Source organism: Aeromonas lusitana, from assembly GCF_002812985.1.
In the GTDB taxonomy this organism is placed as follows: domain Bacteria; phylum Pseudomonadota; class Gammaproteobacteria; order Enterobacterales; family Aeromonadaceae; genus Aeromonas; species Aeromonas lusitana.
This window is the reverse complement of the sequence record NZ_PGCP01000013.1, coordinates 20,435-37,748: the sequence shown is the minus strand read 5'-3', so window position 1 is coordinate 37,748 and position 17,314 is coordinate 20,435. Positions and strand designations below refer to the sequence as shown.

Sequence of the window (17,314 nt, the reverse complement as noted above, 5' to 3'; positions counted from 1 at the left end):
GCACGCCTTCGCACGCTTCCCTCAGGTGAAAAATGAAGACTCTCCCCAAGCAGGGCAAGATAGCCCTGTTCGTCCTGGTTCCACTCGCCATCCTCGTCTGGCTGGCATGGCCCCACAAGAAACCAGATCCCGTATTGACCGCTGCCGTGACGCGCCAGGACGTGGAGCAGACCGTGCTGGCAAGCGGCGTCCTGCAGGCCATAGAGCAGGTGGACGTGGGCGCCCAGGTCTCGGGCCAGGTTACCTATCTCGCAGTCGAGGCCGGGCAGCAGGTCAAGCAGGGGGATCTGCTGGCAGAAATTGACCCCCTGATAGCCCAGAACAACCTCAAGACCGCAGAGGCGGATCTCGCCAGCCGCCGCGCCCAGCTCAAGATCAAGCAGGCACAGCTCAAGCAAAACGAGCTGGCCTGGCGCCGCCAGCAGCAGATGTTCAAGCAGGAGGCGAGCTCCCGCGCCGATCTGGAGAGTGCAGAGGCGCAGCTGGCGGTCACCAGGGCCGAGTTGCAAAGCGCCCAGGCCGACATCGACAACGCCCTCATCAAGGTGGAGCGTACCAAGACGGAGCTTGGCTATAACCGTATCCAGGCCCCCATGGACGGCACTGTGGTCTCCATCGTGACCCGTCAGGGCCAGACCCTGGCCGCCAGCCAGACGGTGCCGACCCTGCTCAAACTCGCCAACCTGGACACCATGACGGTCAAGGCCCAGATCTCCGAGGCCGACGTGACCAAGGTCAGGGCCGGCATGCCGGTCTACTTCACCCTGATAGGGGATCCTGACACCCGCTATCACGCCACCTTGCGCACCGTCGAGCTGGCCCCCACCAACATCAACGAGCAGACCGCCAGCACCACGACCACCAGCAACGCGGCCATCTACTACTATGCCCTGTTCGATGTCCCCAACCCGGATCATCAGCTGAGGGTAGCCATGACCACCCAGGTCACCATAGTGCTGGGGGAGCGCAAGCAGGTGCTGGCCATTCCCCAGACCGCCCTCGGCAAGAAGCTTGGCGACAACGAATATGAAGTCACCCTGCTCAAAGACGATGAGCAAAAGGAGACCCGCGCCATCAAGACCGGCATGAAGGATGACATCAAGATCGAGGTGGTCAGCGGCCTGAACGAACAGGACAAGGTGACTCTGGAGCAAGGCAAGCCAATCCAGGACGATGACATGGAGATGCGGCCGTGAGTGAGCCCCAAAAGCTCGAAGGACCGCTGATCCAGCTCAAGGGCATAGAGAAGCGCTACCAGAGCGGTGAGCAGGAGGTGACGGTACTGCACCCGCTGGATCTGTGCATCCAGGCGGGGGAGATGGTCGCCATCGTCGGGGCCTCCGGCTCAGGTAAATCCACCCTGATGAACCTGCTGGGTTGCCTCGACCGCCCGAGCGCAGGCCAGTACCTGTTTCGCGGGCAAGATACCGCCCGTCTGGATGCGCTGGCGCTGGCCCGGCTGCGTTGCCACCACTTCGGCTTCATCTTCCAGCGCTATCACCTCTTGCCCCACCTGGATGCCACCGCCAACGTGGAGATACCCGCGGTCTACGCCGGCACGGCGCGGGCCGAGCGCCAACAGCGCGCCCGCGCCCTGCTGTCGCGCCTGGGCCTCGCCGATCGCAGCCACCACAGGCCGGGTCAGCTCTCCGGCGGCCAGCAGCAGAGGGTCAGCATCGCCCGGGCGCTGGCCAATGGCGGCGAGGTGATCCTGGCCGATGAGCCCACCGGCGCCCTCGACAGCCACAGTGGCAAGGAGGTGATGGCCATCTTGAAAGAGCTGCACGCCCAGGGCCACACCATCATATTGGTGACCCACGACATGGCGGTGGCCAATCACGCGGATCGCATCATTACCCTGCGCGATGGCCGGGTAGTGGAAGACAGTGCCCAGCCAGCAAAGAGCGCCGACCAGGCCGGTCGGATCGACACCCTGCGCGATGGCCGGGTGGTGGAAGACAGCGGGCAAGCAGCAAAGAGCGCCAATCACGCCGATCGGATCGACACCCTGCGCGATGAGCGGGCGGCGGAAGAGAACGGCCAAGACGCACCCGCCGCTCAAGGCACTGCCTTGCCCCAGGCTGGCGTGACCAAGGCCGCAGGCAAGCCCAGCAAGGGGGCCATCCCCCCCCATATCGCTCCCGCCAAGGGCAGCAAGCTGGGTTGGGATCGCTACCGGGAAGCCGCCCGCATGGCCGTGCACGCCATGCTGGCCCACCGCATGCGCACCTTCCTCACCATGCTCGGCATCATCATCGGCATCGCCGCCGTGGTCAGCGTGGTCGCCCTCGGCCAGGGGGCCCGTGCCAAGGTGATCAACGACATCAACGCCATGGGCACCAACACCATCGACATCTTCCCCGGCAAGGACTGGGGGGATGAGAAGGCGGCCAGTATCCAGACCCTGAACGAGCGGGATCTTGACGCCCTGCTCGGCCAGCCCTATCTGGAAGGAGCCAGCCCCCAGATCGCCACCTCGGGCCAGCTCCGTTATCGCAACAAGACCAGTACCGGCAACGTGGTGGGGGTCGGCAGCGACTTCTTCCGGGTCAAGGGGATGACCCTCACCCAGGGGCGCCTGTTCGATGAGCGGGACATCCAGAGCCGGACGGCGGTGGCCGTGGTGGATGGCAAGACCATAGAGAGCCTGCTCGGCAAGGAAGATCCCGTCGGCCAGGTGGTACTGGTCGGCACCCTGCCGGTGCGGATCATAGGCGTGGTGGCACAGGAGACCGGCTTTGGTCGCAGCAGCCAGTCGGTCAGCATCTGGCTGCCCTACAGCGCCGTGATGAGTCGCCTCATCTCCCAGAACCATTTCAGCCAGATCACCATCCGGGTCAAGGACGGGATCCAGCCCGCCCTGGCCGAGCAGGCCGCGGTGGCCCTGCTGACCCAGCGCCACGGGGTGAAGGACTTCTTCACCTTCAGCAGCGACAGCATCATCAAGTCGGTGGAGAAGACCACCGCCACCATGACGCTGCTGGTCTCCGCCATCGCGGTGATCTCGCTTATCGTCGGCGGGGTCGGGGTGATGAACATCATGCTGGTCTCGGTGGTGGAGCGCACCCGGGAGATAGGGATCCGCATCGCGGTGGGCGCCCGCCAGTCCGATATCTTGCAGCAATTCCTGATAGAGGCCGTGATGGTCAGCCTGCTGGGGGGCCTGCTCGGCATAGGGCTGGCCCTGCTTATCGGCTTTGTCTTCTCCCTGTTCGTCGAGAGCTTCCAGATGTCCTTCTCGCTCTTCTCCATCCTGATGGCCTTCGGCTGCTCCTCGCTCATCGGGATCCTGTTTGGTTACCTGCCTGCCCGCAACGCGGCCCGGCTCGATCCGGTCGAGGCGCTGGCAAGAGAATGATGATGCACAACCCATTACAGAGGCTCGGCCTCGTCTCCAAGACAGGGCTCTGCCTCGCCGTCGGCCTTGCCCTCGGCGCCTGCAGTCAGCAGAGCAGCTACCACAGACCCGAATTGGCGGTGGCCCCCGCCTGGCAGCAGGCCAGCGCTGGGCTCGACCAGCAGCAGGCCGGCCTCTGGTGGCAGGGATTTAATGATCCCGCTCTCGACAGCCTTGTGACGGCTGTGCTGGCCGCCAATCCGGACATGCAGGTGGCCGGGCTCAGGCTCAGGAGCGCCCTGCTCGGCGCGGATCTCGCCGATACCAACCTAACCCCCTCGGTCAGCGCCAATCTGGGGGCGAGCGGCACCAAGAACATGAAGGACGGCAGCGCCAGCAGCAACCTGGGGCCCTCCCTCACCCTGAGCTACGAGGTGGATCTCTGGGGTCGCCTCGCCTCGGTGCGGGATCAGGCGAGCTGGGAGGCACAGGCCAGCGAGCAGGATCTGGCGTCCACCCGGCTGATGCTCATCGGCAAGGCGCTGGAGCAGTATTGGCAGTTGGCCTACCTCGGCTCTGCCATCACCCTAGGTGAACAACAACTGGTCAACTATGAGCGGGCCGAGCGGCTGACCCGCGCCAAATATGAGGCAGGTGCCATCACCCGCCTCGATCTGGTGCAGGCCAGCCAGCAGAAGGCGGGCAAGCAGGCGGAGCTGGCTTCCCTCGTCTTGCAACGGGAACAGGCGGGTAACGCCCTGCGTCTGCTGCTCGGTCGCAGCCATGGCCCGTTGGAATTTGCCCCGACCCGGCTGGTCATGACCCCCATCCCCACCCTGGCGGTCGGTATCCCGGCGGATGTGCTGGCCCGGCGCCCGGATGTGCGGGCGGCCGAGCTCAGGTTGCGCAAGACGCTCGCCAGAGGGGATGAGATCCGCACCGGTTTCTACCCCACCCTGAGCCTCACCGGCGGAGCCAGCACCACCTCGGATACCCTGACCCAGGTGCTGAGCAACCCGGTGGGCACCCTGGGGGCGACCCTGGCCCTGCCCTTCCTCGAGTACAACAAGACCCGGCTCAGCATCGCGAGCTCTGAGCTCGATTATCAGATAGCCGAGACCGAGTTTCGTAAGCAGCTCTACACCGCCCTGCTGGAGGTGGAGGACGGCCTGGCGGCTCGCCAGCAAGGGGAACAACGACTGCACTATCTGGAGCAACAGCTGGGTTATGCGAAAGAGGCGGAGCGGCTGGCCCAGGCCCGTTTCCAGGCCGGCGCGACCGGGGTGCAACCTTGGCTGGATGAGCAGAATCGCCTGTGGGATGCCGAGCTCGCCCTGCTCGGCCAGCAGCAGAGCCAGCTCAAGACCATGGCCGGCATCTACCGGGCGCTGGGGGGCAGCGATCGGGGGTAGCAGACATGCTTGCGTGTACACCATCGACAAAGAGGGGGGAGCAATCCCCCTCTTTTCTTGCCGTTTTCTTGTTCACAAAGCAATTGATAATAGTTTTCATTTGTCTGAGAATGAGCGCCATTGCCTGTCAGGAGTACTCATATGTCACAGCCCGCCCCGGTCAATCGCCCTCGCCTTCTCACCGTCAAACACGTTCATGATGTGGGCCCGCACCTGCGCCGACTCTGTCTGACCAGCCCGGAGCTGGCAGATTATCCCTTCAGCTGTGGCGGCGCCCACGTCAAGATCATGCTGCCCCAGGCTGGGCAGCAGCAGATCGTGCTGCCAACACCGGGCCCCAAGGGACCTCGCTGGGAAGATCCGAGCCAGAAACCCATCATCCGCACCTTCAGCATCCGCGCCTTCCGCCGTGAGGCCCTGGAGCTGGACATCGACTTCGCCCTGCACGGCGACATCGGCCCCGCCAGCCGCTTTGCCCTGCATGCCCAGCCCGGCGACCAGCTGGCCATCTCGGGTCCGGGTGGCCCGGATCCCATGCTGCAGGTGGCCGAGCACTATTACATGGTGGGGGATCTCACCTCCCTGCCCGCCATCAGCGCCATGGCCGAAGCCATGCCCGTCGAGGCTCTGGGTCATATCGCCCTGCTGGTGCCCCATCAGGAAGATGTGCAGGATCTGTCGCTGCCAAGCGGGGTCAGTCTGCGCTGGTTTGTCGGTTCTCCCGAGCAGACCGAGCCCCTGGTGAACTATTTCACCGCCCTGCCCATGGTGGCGGAGCAGAGCTACTTCTGGTTCGGCGGGGAAGAGGGCCTGGTGGTGCCATTGCGTCGTCATGTCAGACGCACCCTGGACGTTGACCGCCAGCGGGTCTATGCGGTGCCCTACTGGCGCAGCGGCAAGGATGAGGATGCCTATCATCAGGACCGTCATGTGGTGATGGATAGCTGATAGTCTCTATTTTCCCTATATAAATCAGGCCTATCGCTCAAGAGCGTCAGGCCTGATTGCAATCTGGTTTCCACTCTTTTTTTCTCCTCCCCCCCATCTTGGTGATCTCCGCACCAGGGCTTGCATTCGTCAGAGACAACAAGATAATGATAATCACTCTCAATAAAGTGATGTGTCATTGCGCCCCGGCGCCCAAGAATCCAGGGCTCTGAGCCGCAAGCACCTCATTAACACCCCCAGGTACAGCAAGGTAATCCAGATGGCAGTTTTGAATTCGGTAATGCGCGCCTTCGCGGTTGAGGCCCTCCCCACCCCTGCCGATCTCTTGGCACAACATCCCTGTCCCATCGATATGGCGGAGCAAATAGAAGCGCACCGTCATCAGGTTCGCCAGATCTTTAGCGGCGACGATGATCGCCTGCTGGTGGTGATTGGCCCCTGCTCCATTCACGATCCCCTCGCCGCCCTCGACTATGGCAAGCGCCTGGCGAAGCTCGCCGTGGAGTATCAGGACCGCTTGCTCATCGTGATGCGCACCTATTTCGAGAAACCCCGCACCACGGTCGGCTGGAAGGGGCTGGTGTTTGATCCCCATCTGGATGGCAGCAACGACATAGGCCAGGGCCTGCACCTGGCCCGTCAACTGCTGCTCGACATCAACCAACTGGGGCTGGCCACCGCCACCGAGTTCCTCGATACCACCAGCTTCCTCTACCTGGCCGATCTCATCAGCTGGGGCGCCATTGGCGCACGCACCACTGAGTCTCAGGTGCACAGGCAGCTCGCCTCCGCCCTGCCCTGTCCCGTCGGTTTCAAAAACGGCACGGACGGCAATATCCGGGTCGCCATCGATGCCATCCAGGCCAGCGAGGCATCCCATCTGTTTACCGCGCCCGGCAGCCAGGGCGGTATCGTCGTCATCAAGAGTGAAGGCAACCCGAGCGGGCACATCATATTGCGCGGCGGCACCCTCCCGAACTATCACCAGAGCGACGTGGAAGAAGCGGCTGAACGTCTGGCACGTCAGGGGCTCAACCCTCGTCTGATGGTGGATTGCAGCCACGGCAACAGCCAGAAGCAGCACAAGAACCAGACTCGGGTCGCCGCTGAGCTCTGCCGTCAGCTGAGCGAGGGGAGTGACGCCGTCGCCGCCGTCATGGTCGAGAGCTTCCTGCAGGGGGGCAGTCAGAAACCGGCCCCCCTGAGCGAGCTGCAATACGGCCAGTCCATCACGGATGCCTGCCTGTGCTGGGAAGAGAGCCAGACACTGCTGGCCATGCTGGCCGAAGCGGTCGAGGCCCGCCGCCATGCCGGCAAGCGCACATCCCATTCCCTCCGCAATAAAGATACCCAGCCCGTCAGTTAATCTGAGCTATTTAACAAATACGGGGCCATCATGGCCCCGTATTACCATCCCTCATACAAGGCCGATTAACACGAATATGTGTTGGTATTTGGGTGCCAAATAGACCAGAGATAACGAAAGAAATGAGAATTGCTCGATCTCGAGCGGTTTACTGTGTGAAAGGAATCATGATCGCCAAAGAGGAATCCCAATGATCATCGGCTATTTCATCACACAGTGTCGTTCCCCTCTTTCTCATCCCGACGTCATTCGCGATATCGAATGGGCTGTATGAGTCCTCGCTGAATGGCAAGTGATGGAGTCTTGGGTAGTGGCATCTTGCGTGATGGAGAGCGCGCTTGTTACCGATGGCGTCTTTTCTTACAGCCCAGTCTTATTGCCTTGTCTTAAGGCCCTATGCTGGCCATGGCTATTTCAAATCTGCACGCAGGTTCTTTATACAGGCAGGCAGCCACCCTCTTCTCACAGAATGTTACAAATAATAATGCCGCCCAGAAGGCGGCATTATTGATGATCTGGCTTGACGCTTAGATCAGGAAATCATTCAAATCCTTGCCCAGCGCAACCTGTTCGGCAATCGCTTTAGGCATGCGGCCCTGACCGGTCCAGGTTTTTTCCTGACCATCTTCCTGATACTTGTATTTCGGCGGACGCGGAGCACGCTTGCTCTTGGTCGCGGCAGCGGCGGCAGGTGCGGCGGCGCTGCCGATCAGCTCGCGGGGATCGATACCGGCTTGTTGCAGCATCTCGGTAAACTCGCTCAGCTTGCGCTGACGCTCTTCTTGCTCGGCACGCTCTTGTTCAACGGACTCAGCGCGCTCGTTATATACCAGATCAAACTTCTCTTTCGCTTCTTGCAGTTGTTCAAACGGCAGTTCACGAATGGCAGCACGCAGGCTGCGAATGTTCAGCAGAACTTTCAGAAACTCGTTCATTACTTCCTCACAGAATTATTTTTGTATGTCACAGGGATAGCACAATTTGAGAATAGCACGCCCGCTTGATAACAACATAATGATTTTATAGCGATCAAAAGATGAGTCGCAACATCAGAATCATTATTCGCTGTCGTTATTTTATTCGACAACCGTTGTTGAAAAGCAGCATGCATAGATAGTTATTTTTTCAGTATTGATTCATCCAGTCTCGTTTCCTCGCGATACAAGTTGGTCAGAGAAACAAATACGGCACCATTCGGGTATTGACTCATGACAAGAGCCGGGTTTTATCACGCTCGGTCGTGCCATCTCTGTTAGCCTTGACTCTCTACATCCCAGACAAATTACAGCCCGTATTATTCACGCTGACACAAATACACTGCCGATAAATGATGCGACCCCACGCAGATATGAATTCCCGATATGGCCTCCAGCTCAACTTGCCAGTTGCGCCTGGGCGCTGATCCAATCGATAAAGGCCTGGATCTTGGGACACTGGCGGTTCGGGAGCGTGGCCAAGTAATAGCGCTGCTCGCAGCGTACTTCTTTATCCGGGAATGGGGCCACCAACTCGTTCCTTGCCAACCGCTTGCTCACCAGGTTCTTGCGACCCATGGCAACCCCGGCGTGGTTCATGGCGGCTATGATGGCGAGATCGGAGCGATCGAACCCCATGTTTGCCTGACAGCCGTCGATGAGGATGCCGGATTGGCGAGCCCAACTCTGCCATTCGTCGGTTTCCGAGTCATGGCCCCAGGCCTGCCTGTCGTGCAGCAGGCGACAGTGCTGCAAATTATCCGGATTACCGAGCAATTGGTGCTGCTCGGCATATTTCGGACTGCACACAGGCACCATGTATTCATCCATCAACGGGTGAATGGCGAGCCGCTCCGGCGTCTTGTCATCAAAATAGAGCGTCACGTCGATGCCATAACCGTGCAGGTTGATGTTCTCGTTACCGGTCATGATGTTGAGATCGATTTGGGGATGCAGGCGGGAGAAGTCAGCTAGCCTTGGCACCAGCCAGCACTGGGCGATGGAGGGGCGGGAGTAGACGGTCAGTGAGCCCGACAGCTCCTGATTCTTGATCTCCAAAATCTCCTGATTGATGAACTCAAGGGATGACTTGAGCGCCCAGAATATCCTCTGCCCCTCCGCCGTCAGCACCACCTTGCGGTGAAAACGCTGGAACAACTTGAAGCCGAGCTCCTCCTCCAGGGCGCTGATCCTGTGGCTCACCGCGCTCGGGCTGAGCGCCAGCTCGTCCGCCGCCAGGGCGAAGGAGCTGTGACGGGCCGCCGCCTCGAAGGTATGCAGCTTGGCGAGCTGATAGCCACTCAGCAGCTTGTTTCTCGATACATAGTGCTCTTCGGTATACATCCGCATCTCTCGGCAGGCCGTCGGGTCATGTCGCCATCATATCCAAACCCACGCCCTTTTGGATGCAGCAAACGAATCCAAATCGCCATATCCAAGGAAAATGTGATGAATGTGGCACGCTTGCATCAATCCAGCGCACCCAAGACCCCGTTTTCATCATTTGTCAGCACCCTCGCCCTTGCCGTTCAATAGCCCCATCAATCTCAGTCCATCACGTATGTCGAGGCGCAGTATGAATTCTGAAATGTGGGTCGTCGGTACCTTGCTGACAAGCATCATCCTGATCGTCTTCACCATAGTGAAGGGCAAGGTGCATCCCTTCCTCGCCCTGCTGCTGGCGAGCTTCTATGTGGGCACCATGATGGGGATGAACCCGGTCAAGATGGTTAACGCCATGGAAGAGGGCATTGGCGGTACCCTAGGCTTTCTCGCCGCCGTCATCGGCCTTGGCACCATACTCGGCAAGATGATGGAGGTATCGGGCGCCGCCGAGCGCATCGGTCTCACCCTGCAAAAATGCCGCTGGCTCTCACCCCAGGTGATCATGGTGTTGGTCGGTCTGGTGTGTGGCATCACATTGTTCGTCGAGGTCGGGGTGGTACTGCTCATTCCGCTCGCCTTCTCCATCGCCCGCAAGACCAACACCTCGCTGCTGACCCTGGCCATCCCGCTCTGCACCGCTCTGATGGCCGTGCACTGCATAGTGCCGCCCCACCCGGCCGCCCTCTATGTCACTAATCAGCTCGGCGCCGACGTGGGATCCGTCATCGTCTATGGCCTCGCAGTCGGGCTGTTTGCCTCCCTCATCGGTGGCCCTTTGTTTCTGAAGCTGCTCGGCAAACGCGTGCCATTCAAAAGCGTTCCCGCCGCCTTCGCCGATATCCAGGCGCGCGATGAGGCCGAGCTGCCGACCCTGAGCGCCTCCCTCTTCACCGTGCTGCTGCCCATACTGCTGATGCTGGTCAAGACGGTGGCCGAGCTCAACATGGCGCATGATGGCGCCCTCTACACCCTGCTGGAATTTATCGGCAACCCCATCACCGCCATGTTCATCGCCGCCTTCACCGCCTACTACGTGCTGGGGATCCGCCAACGCATGAAGATGGAGGGGCTGCTGGACCAGACCGAGCAGTGTTTCTCCTCCATCGCCAATATCCTGCTGATCATCGGGGCCGGCGGTGCCTTCAACGGCGTGCTCAAGGCCAGTGGCCTTGGGGACAGTCTGGCCGGCATCCTTTCCCAGCTGGACATGCACCCCATACTGCTGGCCTGGCTGGTGGCCATCATATTGCACGCTGCAGTGGGCTCCGCCACTGTGGCCATGATGGGGGCCACCGCCATCGTCTCCCCCATCATGGGGCACTACCCCGACATCAGTCCCGAGATCATGACGCTGGCTATCGGCTCAGGGGCCATCGGCTGCACCATGGTCACCGACTCCCTGTTCTGGCTGGTCAAGCAGTATTGCGGCGCCACCCTGAACGAAACGCTCAAGTACTACACCAGTGCCACCCTGGTCGCCTCCCTGATGGCACTTGCCGGCACTTTCCTGCTTTCCTATATCGTATAAACAGACAGAGATATCCCATGAAAAACATCGATGTTTCCCAGCTCACCGCCCAATTCCCGCTGGTTCGCTCCCTGATCGCGCTCGAACCCCTGACCTGGTTCAATCCCAAGGCCACCACGCTGACCGTCGGGTTGCCCCATGTCGGCCTGGACCAGCGCGATGTCGCGGATACTTCGGCCCGCCTCGCCCGCTTCGCCCCCTATCTGTGTGAAGCCTTCCCCGAGACCCGCATCACCCAGGGCATCCTGGAGTCAGAGATCGCCACCATCCCCGCCATGCAGGCCACCCTCAACGAGCGTTACGGCGTCGAGGTCAGCGGTCGGCTGTTGCTCAAAAAAGACAGCCACCTGCCCATCTCCGGCTCCATCAAGGCCCGCGGCGGCATCTACGAGGTGCTGACCCACGCCGAACAGCTGGCGATCAAGGCCGGCCTGCTGCGCACTGAAGATGACTACCGCAAGCTGTTCACGGACGAGTTCCGCCAGTTCTTCGGCCAGTACAGCATCGCAGTGGGCTCAACTGGCAACCTCGGCATGTCCATCGGCATCATGAGCGCCAAGCTCGGCTTCACCGTCACGGTCCACATGTCCGCCGATGCGCGGGAGTGGAAGAAGCGCAAGTTGCGCGAACATGGGGTCATAGTGGTGGAATACGCCGAAGATTACGGGGTTGCGGTAGAGCAGGGGCGCAAGGAGGCGGAGCGCGATCCCAACTGCTTCTTCATCGACGACGAGAACTCCCGCACCCTGTTCCTCGGCTACTCGGTGGCCGGCGAACGGCTGAAGAAACAGTTCGATGAGATGGGTATCGAGGTGGACGCCGAACATCCGCTGTTCGTCTACCTACCCTGCGGTGTGGGCGGTGGCCCGGGCGGGGTCGCCTTTGGCCTCAAACTCGCGTTCGGGGATAACGTCCACTGCTTCTTCGCCGAACCCACCCACTCCCCCTGCATGCTGCTCGGGGTCCACACCGGGCTGCACGACCAGATTTCGGTGCAGGATCTGGGCATAGACAACCTCACCGCCGCCGATGGTCTGGCGGTGGGACGCGCCTCCGGCTTCGTCGGCCGCGCCATGGAGCGGCTGCTGGATGGCTTCTTCACCCTGACCGATCAGGAGATGTATGACCTGCTGGGGCTGCTGGCCAAAGAGGAGCAGATCAGGCTGGAGCCCTCGGCGCTGGCCGGTATGCCAGGCCCCTGGCGAGTGACGGCCGACCGCGCCTGGCAACTGGCTCAAGGAATGGATGAAACCGTCATGGCCCGGGCCACCCACCTGGTGTGGGCTACCGGCGGCGGCATGGTGCCAACGGCCGAGATGGAGAAATATCTGGCCACCGCCAAGATTTAAGTTTTTTTCAACTGCCAAACCCGCCTTCATGGCGGGTTTTCTCTTCATGGATCAGCAAGATGGCACATCTTTTGATCTGTGCATGCCAGCCCCCATGCCTTGCTGTTTGATGCTAATCCCCCCAAGTTGGTTATTTTGTGATACGATAGTGGCCGTTTTTTGATAATTGCGCACCGTTGTCACCCTGATCTGACCATAAACGGGGGATAACGTTCTGCTCATAATGGGCGGCGCGCAATGCAACAAGTGACCTGGATGAGTCAGTTCTGGCGAGAGACATCGGTCAGACAAGGACTCACCAAGGCACCTTAGATAAGGAGATCGGGCTATGAAACAGTATCAAAGCTGGCTGGGACAATATCTGATGAGCCGCCGCGATGGCGATCACGCCATGGCATCCGAACTCGCCAACTCCATCTGCGAGTTCTGGCAAACCCAGGGCGATGAAGCCGAGACCAGCAAATGGCAACAGATCTACCAACAGCACGTGGAAAAGACCACCTGAGGGCGAGCATCCCTCCCATCAGAACAGTTTTCCCATAAAACTGTTCTCCACCGGGTATCCCTGCCGATATCCACGACAACGGCCCCATCCAGGGGCCCTTGTGATCCTGCCTTCCAGCGACCCAGGGCGTCGCCCTATTTCAGACGTTTACCCTCTGCGTCCACCAGCGGCTCGCCATCCTCCTTGGCAAAGGCCCCTTTCTGCTGATCGGGCAAGATATCGAGCACCAGCTCCGAGGGGCGGCAGAGCCGGGTCCCGAGCGGCGTCACCACGATCGGGCGGTTGATGAGTAAGGGGTGGGCCAGCATGGCGTCGATGAGCTCGTCATCGCTGAACTTGTCCTCCGCCAGTCCCAACGCCTCAAAGGGCGGGACGTTCTGGCGCAACAGCTCGCGCGGGCTTATCCCCATGTCGGCAATGAGCTGCACCAGGGTGGCGCGGCTCGGCGGCGTCTCCAGATAGTGGATGACATCGGGCTCCACGCCGCTGTTGCGAATAAGTTCAAGCACGTTGCGGGAGGTACCGCACACCGGGTTGTGATAGATGATGATATCGCTCATTGGGTGTACTCCCGGGAGTTGGATTGTTCATACCAGGCCTGGCTGCCATTGACGATACGCACCACCACCAGCATGACCGGCACCTCGATGAGCACGCCGACCACGGTGGCGAGCGCCGCCCCGGAATGGAAGCCAAACAGGCTGATGGCGGCGGCCACCGCCAGTTCGAAGAAATTCGATGCCCCGATCAGGGCCGAGGGGCCGGCTACCGCGTGCTTCTCCCCCACCAAGCGATTGAGCCAGTAGGCGAGACCCGCGTTGAAGAAAACCTGGATAAGGATCGGCACCGCCAGCAGGGCGATCACCAGAGGCTGGGCCAGAATGGCCTCCCCCTGAAAGGCGAACAGCAGCACCAGGGTAAGCAGCAGGGCCCCCATGCTCCAGGGCTGAATGCGAGCCAGCAAGGCGTCGAGCGTGCCGCGCGCCAGGGCACGCCGACGCAACCACTGGGCCAGGATCACCGGCACCACTATATAGAGCAGCACAGAGGTAAGCAGGGTATCCCAGGGCACCAAGATACTGGAGACGCCGAGCAGCAGCGCCACCAGAGGGGCGAAAGCCAGCACCATGATGAGGTCGTTGAGCGCCACCTGAGAGAGGGTGAAGTAGGGATCCCCCTTCACCAGCCGACTCCAGACAAACACCATGGCGGTACAGGGAGCGGCCGCCAGCAGGATGAGACCGGCCACATAGCTGTCCAACTGATCCGCCGGCAGCAGATCCGCAAACAGGCCGCGGATGAAGATCCAGCCGAGCAGCGCCATGGAGAAGGGTTTGACCAGCCAGTTGATGACCAGGGTGACGCCTATGCCTTTGAGGTGATCGCGCACCTGATGCAGGGCGCCGAAGTCAATCCGGATCAACATGGGGATGATCATCACCCAGATGAGCAGACCCACCGGCAGATTGACCCTGGCCACTTCCAGGGTGCCGATGAGCTTGAAGAGTTCGGGCAAGCCCTGGCCCAGACCTATGCCGACCAAGATGCAGAGCGCCACCCAGGCACTGAGGTAGCGTTCGAAGAAGCCGATGGGGCTCTGGGTTATGGCTGACATGTCACGACTCCTGACAGCAGGAAGATACTGAAACGCCGCACGCCTCGGGATGGCCGGCGCAGCACTCTTCGGTGAGATAGCCGATAAGCGCCTGCATCAAGGGGATATTGGCGCGATAGCGCAGGAAGCGCCCCTCTTGCTCCACCCTCAACAGGCTGGCGCCCAGCATGGCCTTCAAGTGAAACGACAGGGTATTGGGGGCCACATTGAGGGCGCTGGCCAGCTCGCCGGCCACCATGCCATCGAGGCCGGCACGTACCAGTTCACGCCAGGCGGCGAGGCGCACCGGCGAGGCGAGGGATTCTAGCACCTTGACGGTACTCTCGGGGGTCATGGGATCGCGCATGGGATACCTCCTTGGAAATCAACATTTCAACTATACAAGAAATATTGAAATGATCAATTCGCATACCCGCGTATGGCACCCCTGACATGATGCATGCCTTAGGCACGCACATAAAAAAGGCCAGCCCGAGGGCTGGCCTTGTCACGCGAGATAGACTTACATCTGGTCGATCATGTCCTGGGCGAACTGGGAGCAGGAGCGCAGGGTGGCGCCTTCCATCAGTCGCTCGAAGTCATAGGTGACTGTCTTGTTGGCAATCGCCGCTTCCATCCCCTTGACGATGAGATCGGCCGCCTCGGTCCAGCCCAGGTGGCGCAGCATCATCTCGGCGGAGAGGATCAGCGAACCGGGGTTAACCTTGTCCTGACCGGCGTATTTCGGCGCTGTGCCGTGGGTCGCCTCGAACAGGGCCACGCCGTCGCCGATATTGGCGCCTGGAGCGATACCGATACCACCGACCTGGGCGGCCAGGGCGTCGGAGATGTAGTCACCGTTGAGGTTCATACAGGCGATGACATCGTACTCGGCCGGGCGCAGCAGGATCTGTTGCAGGAAGGCGTCGGCGATGACGTCCTTGACCACGATAGTCTTGCCGGTTTTCGGGTTCTTGAAGGAGCACCAGGGGCCGCCGTCAATCAGCTGGGCATCGTACTCTTTCTGGGCCAGGGCATAGCCCCAATCCTTGAAGGCACCCTCGGTGAACTTCATGATGTTGCCCTTGTGCACCAGGGTCACGGAGTCGCGATCGTTGTCGATGGCGTACTCGATGGCGGCACGGACCAGACGCTCGGTACCGGCCTTGGACATGGGCTTGATGCCGATGCCACAGGTCTCGGGGAAGCGAATCTTCTTCACGCCCATCTCGTTTTGCAGGAAGGCGATGACCTTTTTGGCCTCGTCGCTATCTGCCTTCCACTCGATGCCGGCGTAGATGTCTTCGGCGTTCTCGCGGAAGATCACCATGTCGGTCAGGTCCGGGCGCTTGACCGGGCTCGGGGTCCCTTCGTAGTAACGGACCGGGCGCAGGCAGACGTAGAGGTCCAGCTCCTGGCGCAGGGCCACGTTCAGGGAGCGAATACCGCCGCCGACCGGGGTGGTCAACGGGCCCTTGATGGCCACGCAGTATTCACGAATGAAATCCAGGGTTTCGGCCGGCAGCCAGGCACCTTCGCCATAGATATGAGTGGATTTCTCGCCGGTGTAGATCTCCATCCAGGCGATAGAACGCTCGCCCTTGTAGGCTTTCTCGACCGCGGCATTCACCACATTCAGCATGGCAGGGGTGACGTCCACACCGATGCCATCCCCTTCGATAAACGGAATGATCGGGTTGTGGGGAACATTCAACTTGCCGTTAGCATCGACTGTGATTTTTTGACCCTGGGTCGGGATAACTACTCTGCTTTCCATCGGCATCTCCTAACTTCCGTTTGTTATAAATATGTCATTGAGCGCGGCCATATTAGCCCATCCATTTTCATAATCAAATGGCGGGCGCGCATGTCCGACCATAGTCGAGCACTGGATCACAATGCGCCTCGCCCGCTCGTCCTGGCGCCCTTTGTCTGCGCGCCGGCAAATGGCTGGACGAGCGCCCTGATTATCCGTTAACCCCCTCCACCTGCCCCTGCGGTTGGCTCAGGGAGCGGTATTGGGAGGGAGTCAGCCCGGTCTTCTGTTTGAACACCCGGCAAAAATAGTTCACATCCGCGTAACCACAGCGGCTCGCTACCTCTTCCAGCCGGAAGCGGTACTTTTTCAGCATGAACTTGGCCCGATCGATGCGCACCCAGCTGATGTAATCCGCCAATCGCATATGGCCCTGCTCGCGAAACAGGTGGGACAGATGGCTGGCGGAGACGTTGAAGCGGTGGGCGATGGAGTCGCGGCTGATGGGGCGGTGGAAATTCTCCTGAATGTAGATGCAGATGCCGTGGAACAGGTCAGCCCCCCGCGGCCGCTCGGCGGCGGACTCTGCCAGCAATTGGCGAGCGCTGGTGAGCAGCGCCTGCAGCAGATGGTTGTCGGTGGGAGAGCGGCCGGGATCCTCGGCCAATGCGTTGAGCGCCGCCAATATGTGCTCGATGACATGGCCGCCCCTGGCCATGATGCTGTGCTTTTGCACGTCGAAAAAATCGGGCTCATCCTGGCGCTTGCTCACCAGGCTGAAACCGAGCTGGCGCTTGCCAAACAGCAGGCTCAGCACCGAGCAGTCCGTGGTCCATTGTGGCTTGTTCCAGCCGTTGGGCGGTATGTAGAGCGCCTGACCCGGCAGCACGCTCACCTGCTTGCAACCCGACTCCTGGTCCCAGATCTGGTTGAGGTATTCACCGCTGAACACCAGTTCGAGGCGGGGAAAATTGACCTGATAACTGAACCCCGGCGGCACACCCTGTTCGCTGGCGAACCAGATCTGGTCAAAAGGAGCCTGCTCGTTGATGGCGCCATCGAGCAGTTGGCTGAAGATGAGTGACATGTTGATCCCAGTCAAGAGAGGGGCAAGCGATTGCGGCGCACGCGACCGCCCATGTTATAGTCCGGCCCGGAT

15 protein-coding genes are annotated in these 17,314 nt (G+C 60.7%); 8 read left to right on the top strand and 7 right to left on the bottom strand.

Annotated elements, in window-relative coordinates; all coding sequences use genetic code 11:
• Positions 1 to 32: 32 nt before the first annotated feature.
• From CUC44_RS09145 to CUC44_RS09125, 5 genes are all read left to right on the top strand, one after another.
• The gene (locus tag CUC44_RS09145) at positions 33 to 1,196 is read left to right on the top strand and encodes an efflux RND transporter periplasmic adaptor subunit (protein WP_100859659.1); all 1,164 of its coding nucleotides are present in this window, start codon (positions 33 to 35) and stop codon (positions 1,194 to 1,196) included.
• On the top strand, positions 1,193 to 3,358 hold the full coding sequence (locus CUC44_RS09140) for a MacB family efflux pump subunit (protein WP_100859658.1): 2,166 nt from the start codon (positions 1,193 to 1,195) through the stop codon (positions 3,356 to 3,358). Before CUC44_RS09145 ends, CUC44_RS09140 begins: the two co-directional genes overlap by 4 nt.
• Positions 3,355 to 4,749, top strand: coding sequence for an efflux transporter outer membrane subunit (locus CUC44_RS09135; protein ID WP_425266302.1), 1,395 nt, complete (start codon positions 3,355 to 3,357; stop codon positions 4,747 to 4,749). Before CUC44_RS09140 ends, CUC44_RS09135 begins: the two co-directional genes overlap by 4 nt.
• A 141-nt stretch (positions 4,750 to 4,890) precedes the next feature.
• Entirely contained in the window at positions 4,891 to 5,697 is an 807-nt protein-coding gene (locus tag CUC44_RS09130; protein WP_100859656.1) for a siderophore-interacting protein, read from the top strand.
• A gap of 259 nt (positions 5,698 to 5,956) precedes the next feature.
• Positions 5,957 to 7,063, top strand: coding sequence for a 3-deoxy-7-phosphoheptulonate synthase (locus CUC44_RS09125; RefSeq protein ID WP_100859655.1), 1,107 nt, complete (start codon positions 5,957 to 5,959; stop codon positions 7,061 to 7,063).
• A gap of 527 nt (positions 7,064 to 7,590) precedes the next feature.
• Here the strand turns inward: CUC44_RS09125 and CUC44_RS09120 are convergent.
• Together CUC44_RS09120 and dsdC are read right to left on the bottom strand one after the other, a co-directional pair.
• Positions 7,591 to 7,998, bottom strand: coding sequence for an H-NS family histone-like protein (locus tag CUC44_RS09120; RefSeq protein ID WP_100859654.1), 408 nt, complete (start codon positions 7,996 to 7,998; stop codon positions 7,591 to 7,593).
• Positions 7,999 to 8,436: 438 nt separating this feature from the next.
• Entirely contained in the window at positions 8,437 to 9,381 is a 945-nt protein-coding gene (gene dsdC / locus CUC44_RS09115; RefSeq protein ID WP_100859653.1) for a DNA-binding transcriptional regulator DsdC, read from the bottom strand.
• Positions 9,382 to 9,613: 232 nt separating this feature from the next.
• Between dsdC and dsdX the strand changes: the two genes are divergently transcribed.
• The 3 genes from dsdX (at position 9,614) to CUC44_RS09100 (ending at position 12,805) form a co-directional block, all read left to right on the top strand.
• A complete protein-coding gene (dsdX, locus tag CUC44_RS09110; RefSeq protein WP_100859652.1) occupies positions 9,614 to 10,951 on the top strand; it encodes a D-serine transporter DsdX in 1,338 nt (445 codons plus the stop codon).
• Between the two features lie 17 nt (positions 10,952 to 10,968).
• Positions 10,969 to 12,300: a D-serine ammonia-lyase gene (locus CUC44_RS09105; RefSeq protein ID WP_100859651.1), complete on the top strand. Its 1,332-nt coding sequence runs from the start codon at positions 10,969 to 10,971 to the stop codon at positions 12,298 to 12,300.
• Between the two features lie 328 nt (positions 12,301 to 12,628).
• A complete protein-coding gene (locus CUC44_RS09100) occupies positions 12,629 to 12,805 on the top strand; it encodes a hypothetical protein (RefSeq protein WP_100859650.1) in 177 nt (58 codons plus the stop codon).
• Positions 12,806 to 12,939: 134 nt separating this feature from the next.
• Here CUC44_RS09100 and arsC read toward each other — a convergent pair whose 3' ends face one another.
• The 5 genes from arsC to CUC44_RS09075 all read right to left on the bottom strand — a co-directional run bounded on the left by arsC (position 12,940) and on the right by CUC44_RS09075 (position 17,242).
• Positions 12,940 to 13,365, bottom strand: coding sequence for a glutaredoxin-dependent arsenate reductase (gene arsC / locus CUC44_RS09095; protein ID WP_100859649.1), 426 nt, complete (start codon positions 13,363 to 13,365; stop codon positions 12,940 to 12,942).
• Entirely contained in the window at positions 13,362 to 14,420 is a 1,059-nt protein-coding gene (gene arsB, locus CUC44_RS09090) for an ACR3 family arsenite efflux transporter (protein ID WP_100859648.1), read from the bottom strand. The genes arsC and arsB overlap by 4 nt, the downstream gene beginning before the upstream one ends.
• 1 nt (position 14,421) lies before the next feature.
• Positions 14,422 to 14,754: an ArsR/SmtB family transcription factor gene (locus CUC44_RS09085; protein ID WP_100859776.1), complete on the bottom strand. Its 333-nt coding sequence runs from the start codon at positions 14,752 to 14,754 to the stop codon at positions 14,422 to 14,424.
• A gap of 168 nt (positions 14,755 to 14,922) precedes the next feature.
• Positions 14,923 to 16,176: an NADP-dependent isocitrate dehydrogenase gene (gene icd, locus CUC44_RS09080; protein ID WP_100859647.1), complete on the bottom strand. Its 1,254-nt coding sequence runs from the start codon at positions 16,174 to 16,176 to the stop codon at positions 14,923 to 14,925.
• A 190-nt stretch (positions 16,177 to 16,366) separates the two neighbouring features.
• On the bottom strand, positions 16,367 to 17,242 hold the full coding sequence (locus CUC44_RS09075) for a helix-turn-helix transcriptional regulator (protein WP_167388846.1): 876 nt from the start codon (positions 17,240 to 17,242) through the stop codon (positions 16,367 to 16,369).
• Positions 17,243 to 17,314: the final 72 nt, after the last annotated feature.

Excerpts from the sequence above, each read along its gene's own strand:
- CUC44_RS09145 (WP_100859659.1), top strand. The coding sequence starts at position 33 with ATGAAGACTCTCCCCAAGCAGGGCAAGATAGCCCTGTTCGTCCTGGTT.
- CUC44_RS09135 (WP_425266302.1), top strand. The coding sequence starts at position 3,355 with ATGATGATGCACAACCCATTACAGAGGCTCGGCCTCGTCTCCAAGACA.
- CUC44_RS09130 (WP_100859656.1), top strand. The coding sequence starts at position 4,891 with ATGTCACAGCCCGCCCCGGTCAATCGCCCTCGCCTTCTCACCGTCAAA.
- CUC44_RS09125 (WP_100859655.1), top strand. The coding sequence starts at position 5,957 with ATGGCAGTTTTGAATTCGGTAATGCGCGCCTTCGCGGTTGAGGCCCTC.
- CUC44_RS09120 (WP_100859654.1), bottom strand. The coding sequence starts at position 7,998 with ATGAACGAGTTTCTGAAAGTTCTGCTGAACATTCGCAGCCTGCGTGCT.
- dsdC (WP_100859653.1), bottom strand. The coding sequence starts at position 9,381 with ATGTATACCGAAGAGCACTATGTATCGAGAAACAAGCTGCTGAGTGGC.
- dsdX (WP_100859652.1), top strand. The coding sequence starts at position 9,614 with ATGAATTCTGAAATGTGGGTCGTCGGTACCTTGCTGACAAGCATCATC.
- CUC44_RS09105 (WP_100859651.1), top strand. The coding sequence starts at position 10,969 with ATGAAAAACATCGATGTTTCCCAGCTCACCGCCCAATTCCCGCTGGTT.
- CUC44_RS09100 (WP_100859650.1), top strand. The coding sequence starts at position 12,629 with ATGAAACAGTATCAAAGCTGGCTGGGACAATATCTGATGAGCCGCCGC.
- arsC (WP_100859649.1), bottom strand. The coding sequence starts at position 13,365 with ATGAGCGATATCATCATCTATCACAACCCGGTGTGCGGTACCTCCCGC.
- arsB (WP_100859648.1), bottom strand. The coding sequence starts at position 14,420 with ATGTCAGCCATAACCCAGAGCCCCATCGGCTTCTTCGAACGCTACCTC.
- CUC44_RS09085 (WP_100859776.1), bottom strand. The coding sequence starts at position 14,754 with ATGACCCCCGAGAGTACCGTCAAGGTGCTAGAATCCCTCGCCTCGCCG.
- icd (WP_100859647.1), bottom strand. The coding sequence starts at position 16,176 with ATGGAAAGCAGAGTAGTTATCCCGACCCAGGGTCAAAAAATCACAGTC.
- CUC44_RS09075 (WP_167388846.1), bottom strand. The coding sequence starts at position 17,242 with ATGTCACTCATCTTCAGCCAACTGCTCGATGGCGCCATCAACGAGCAG.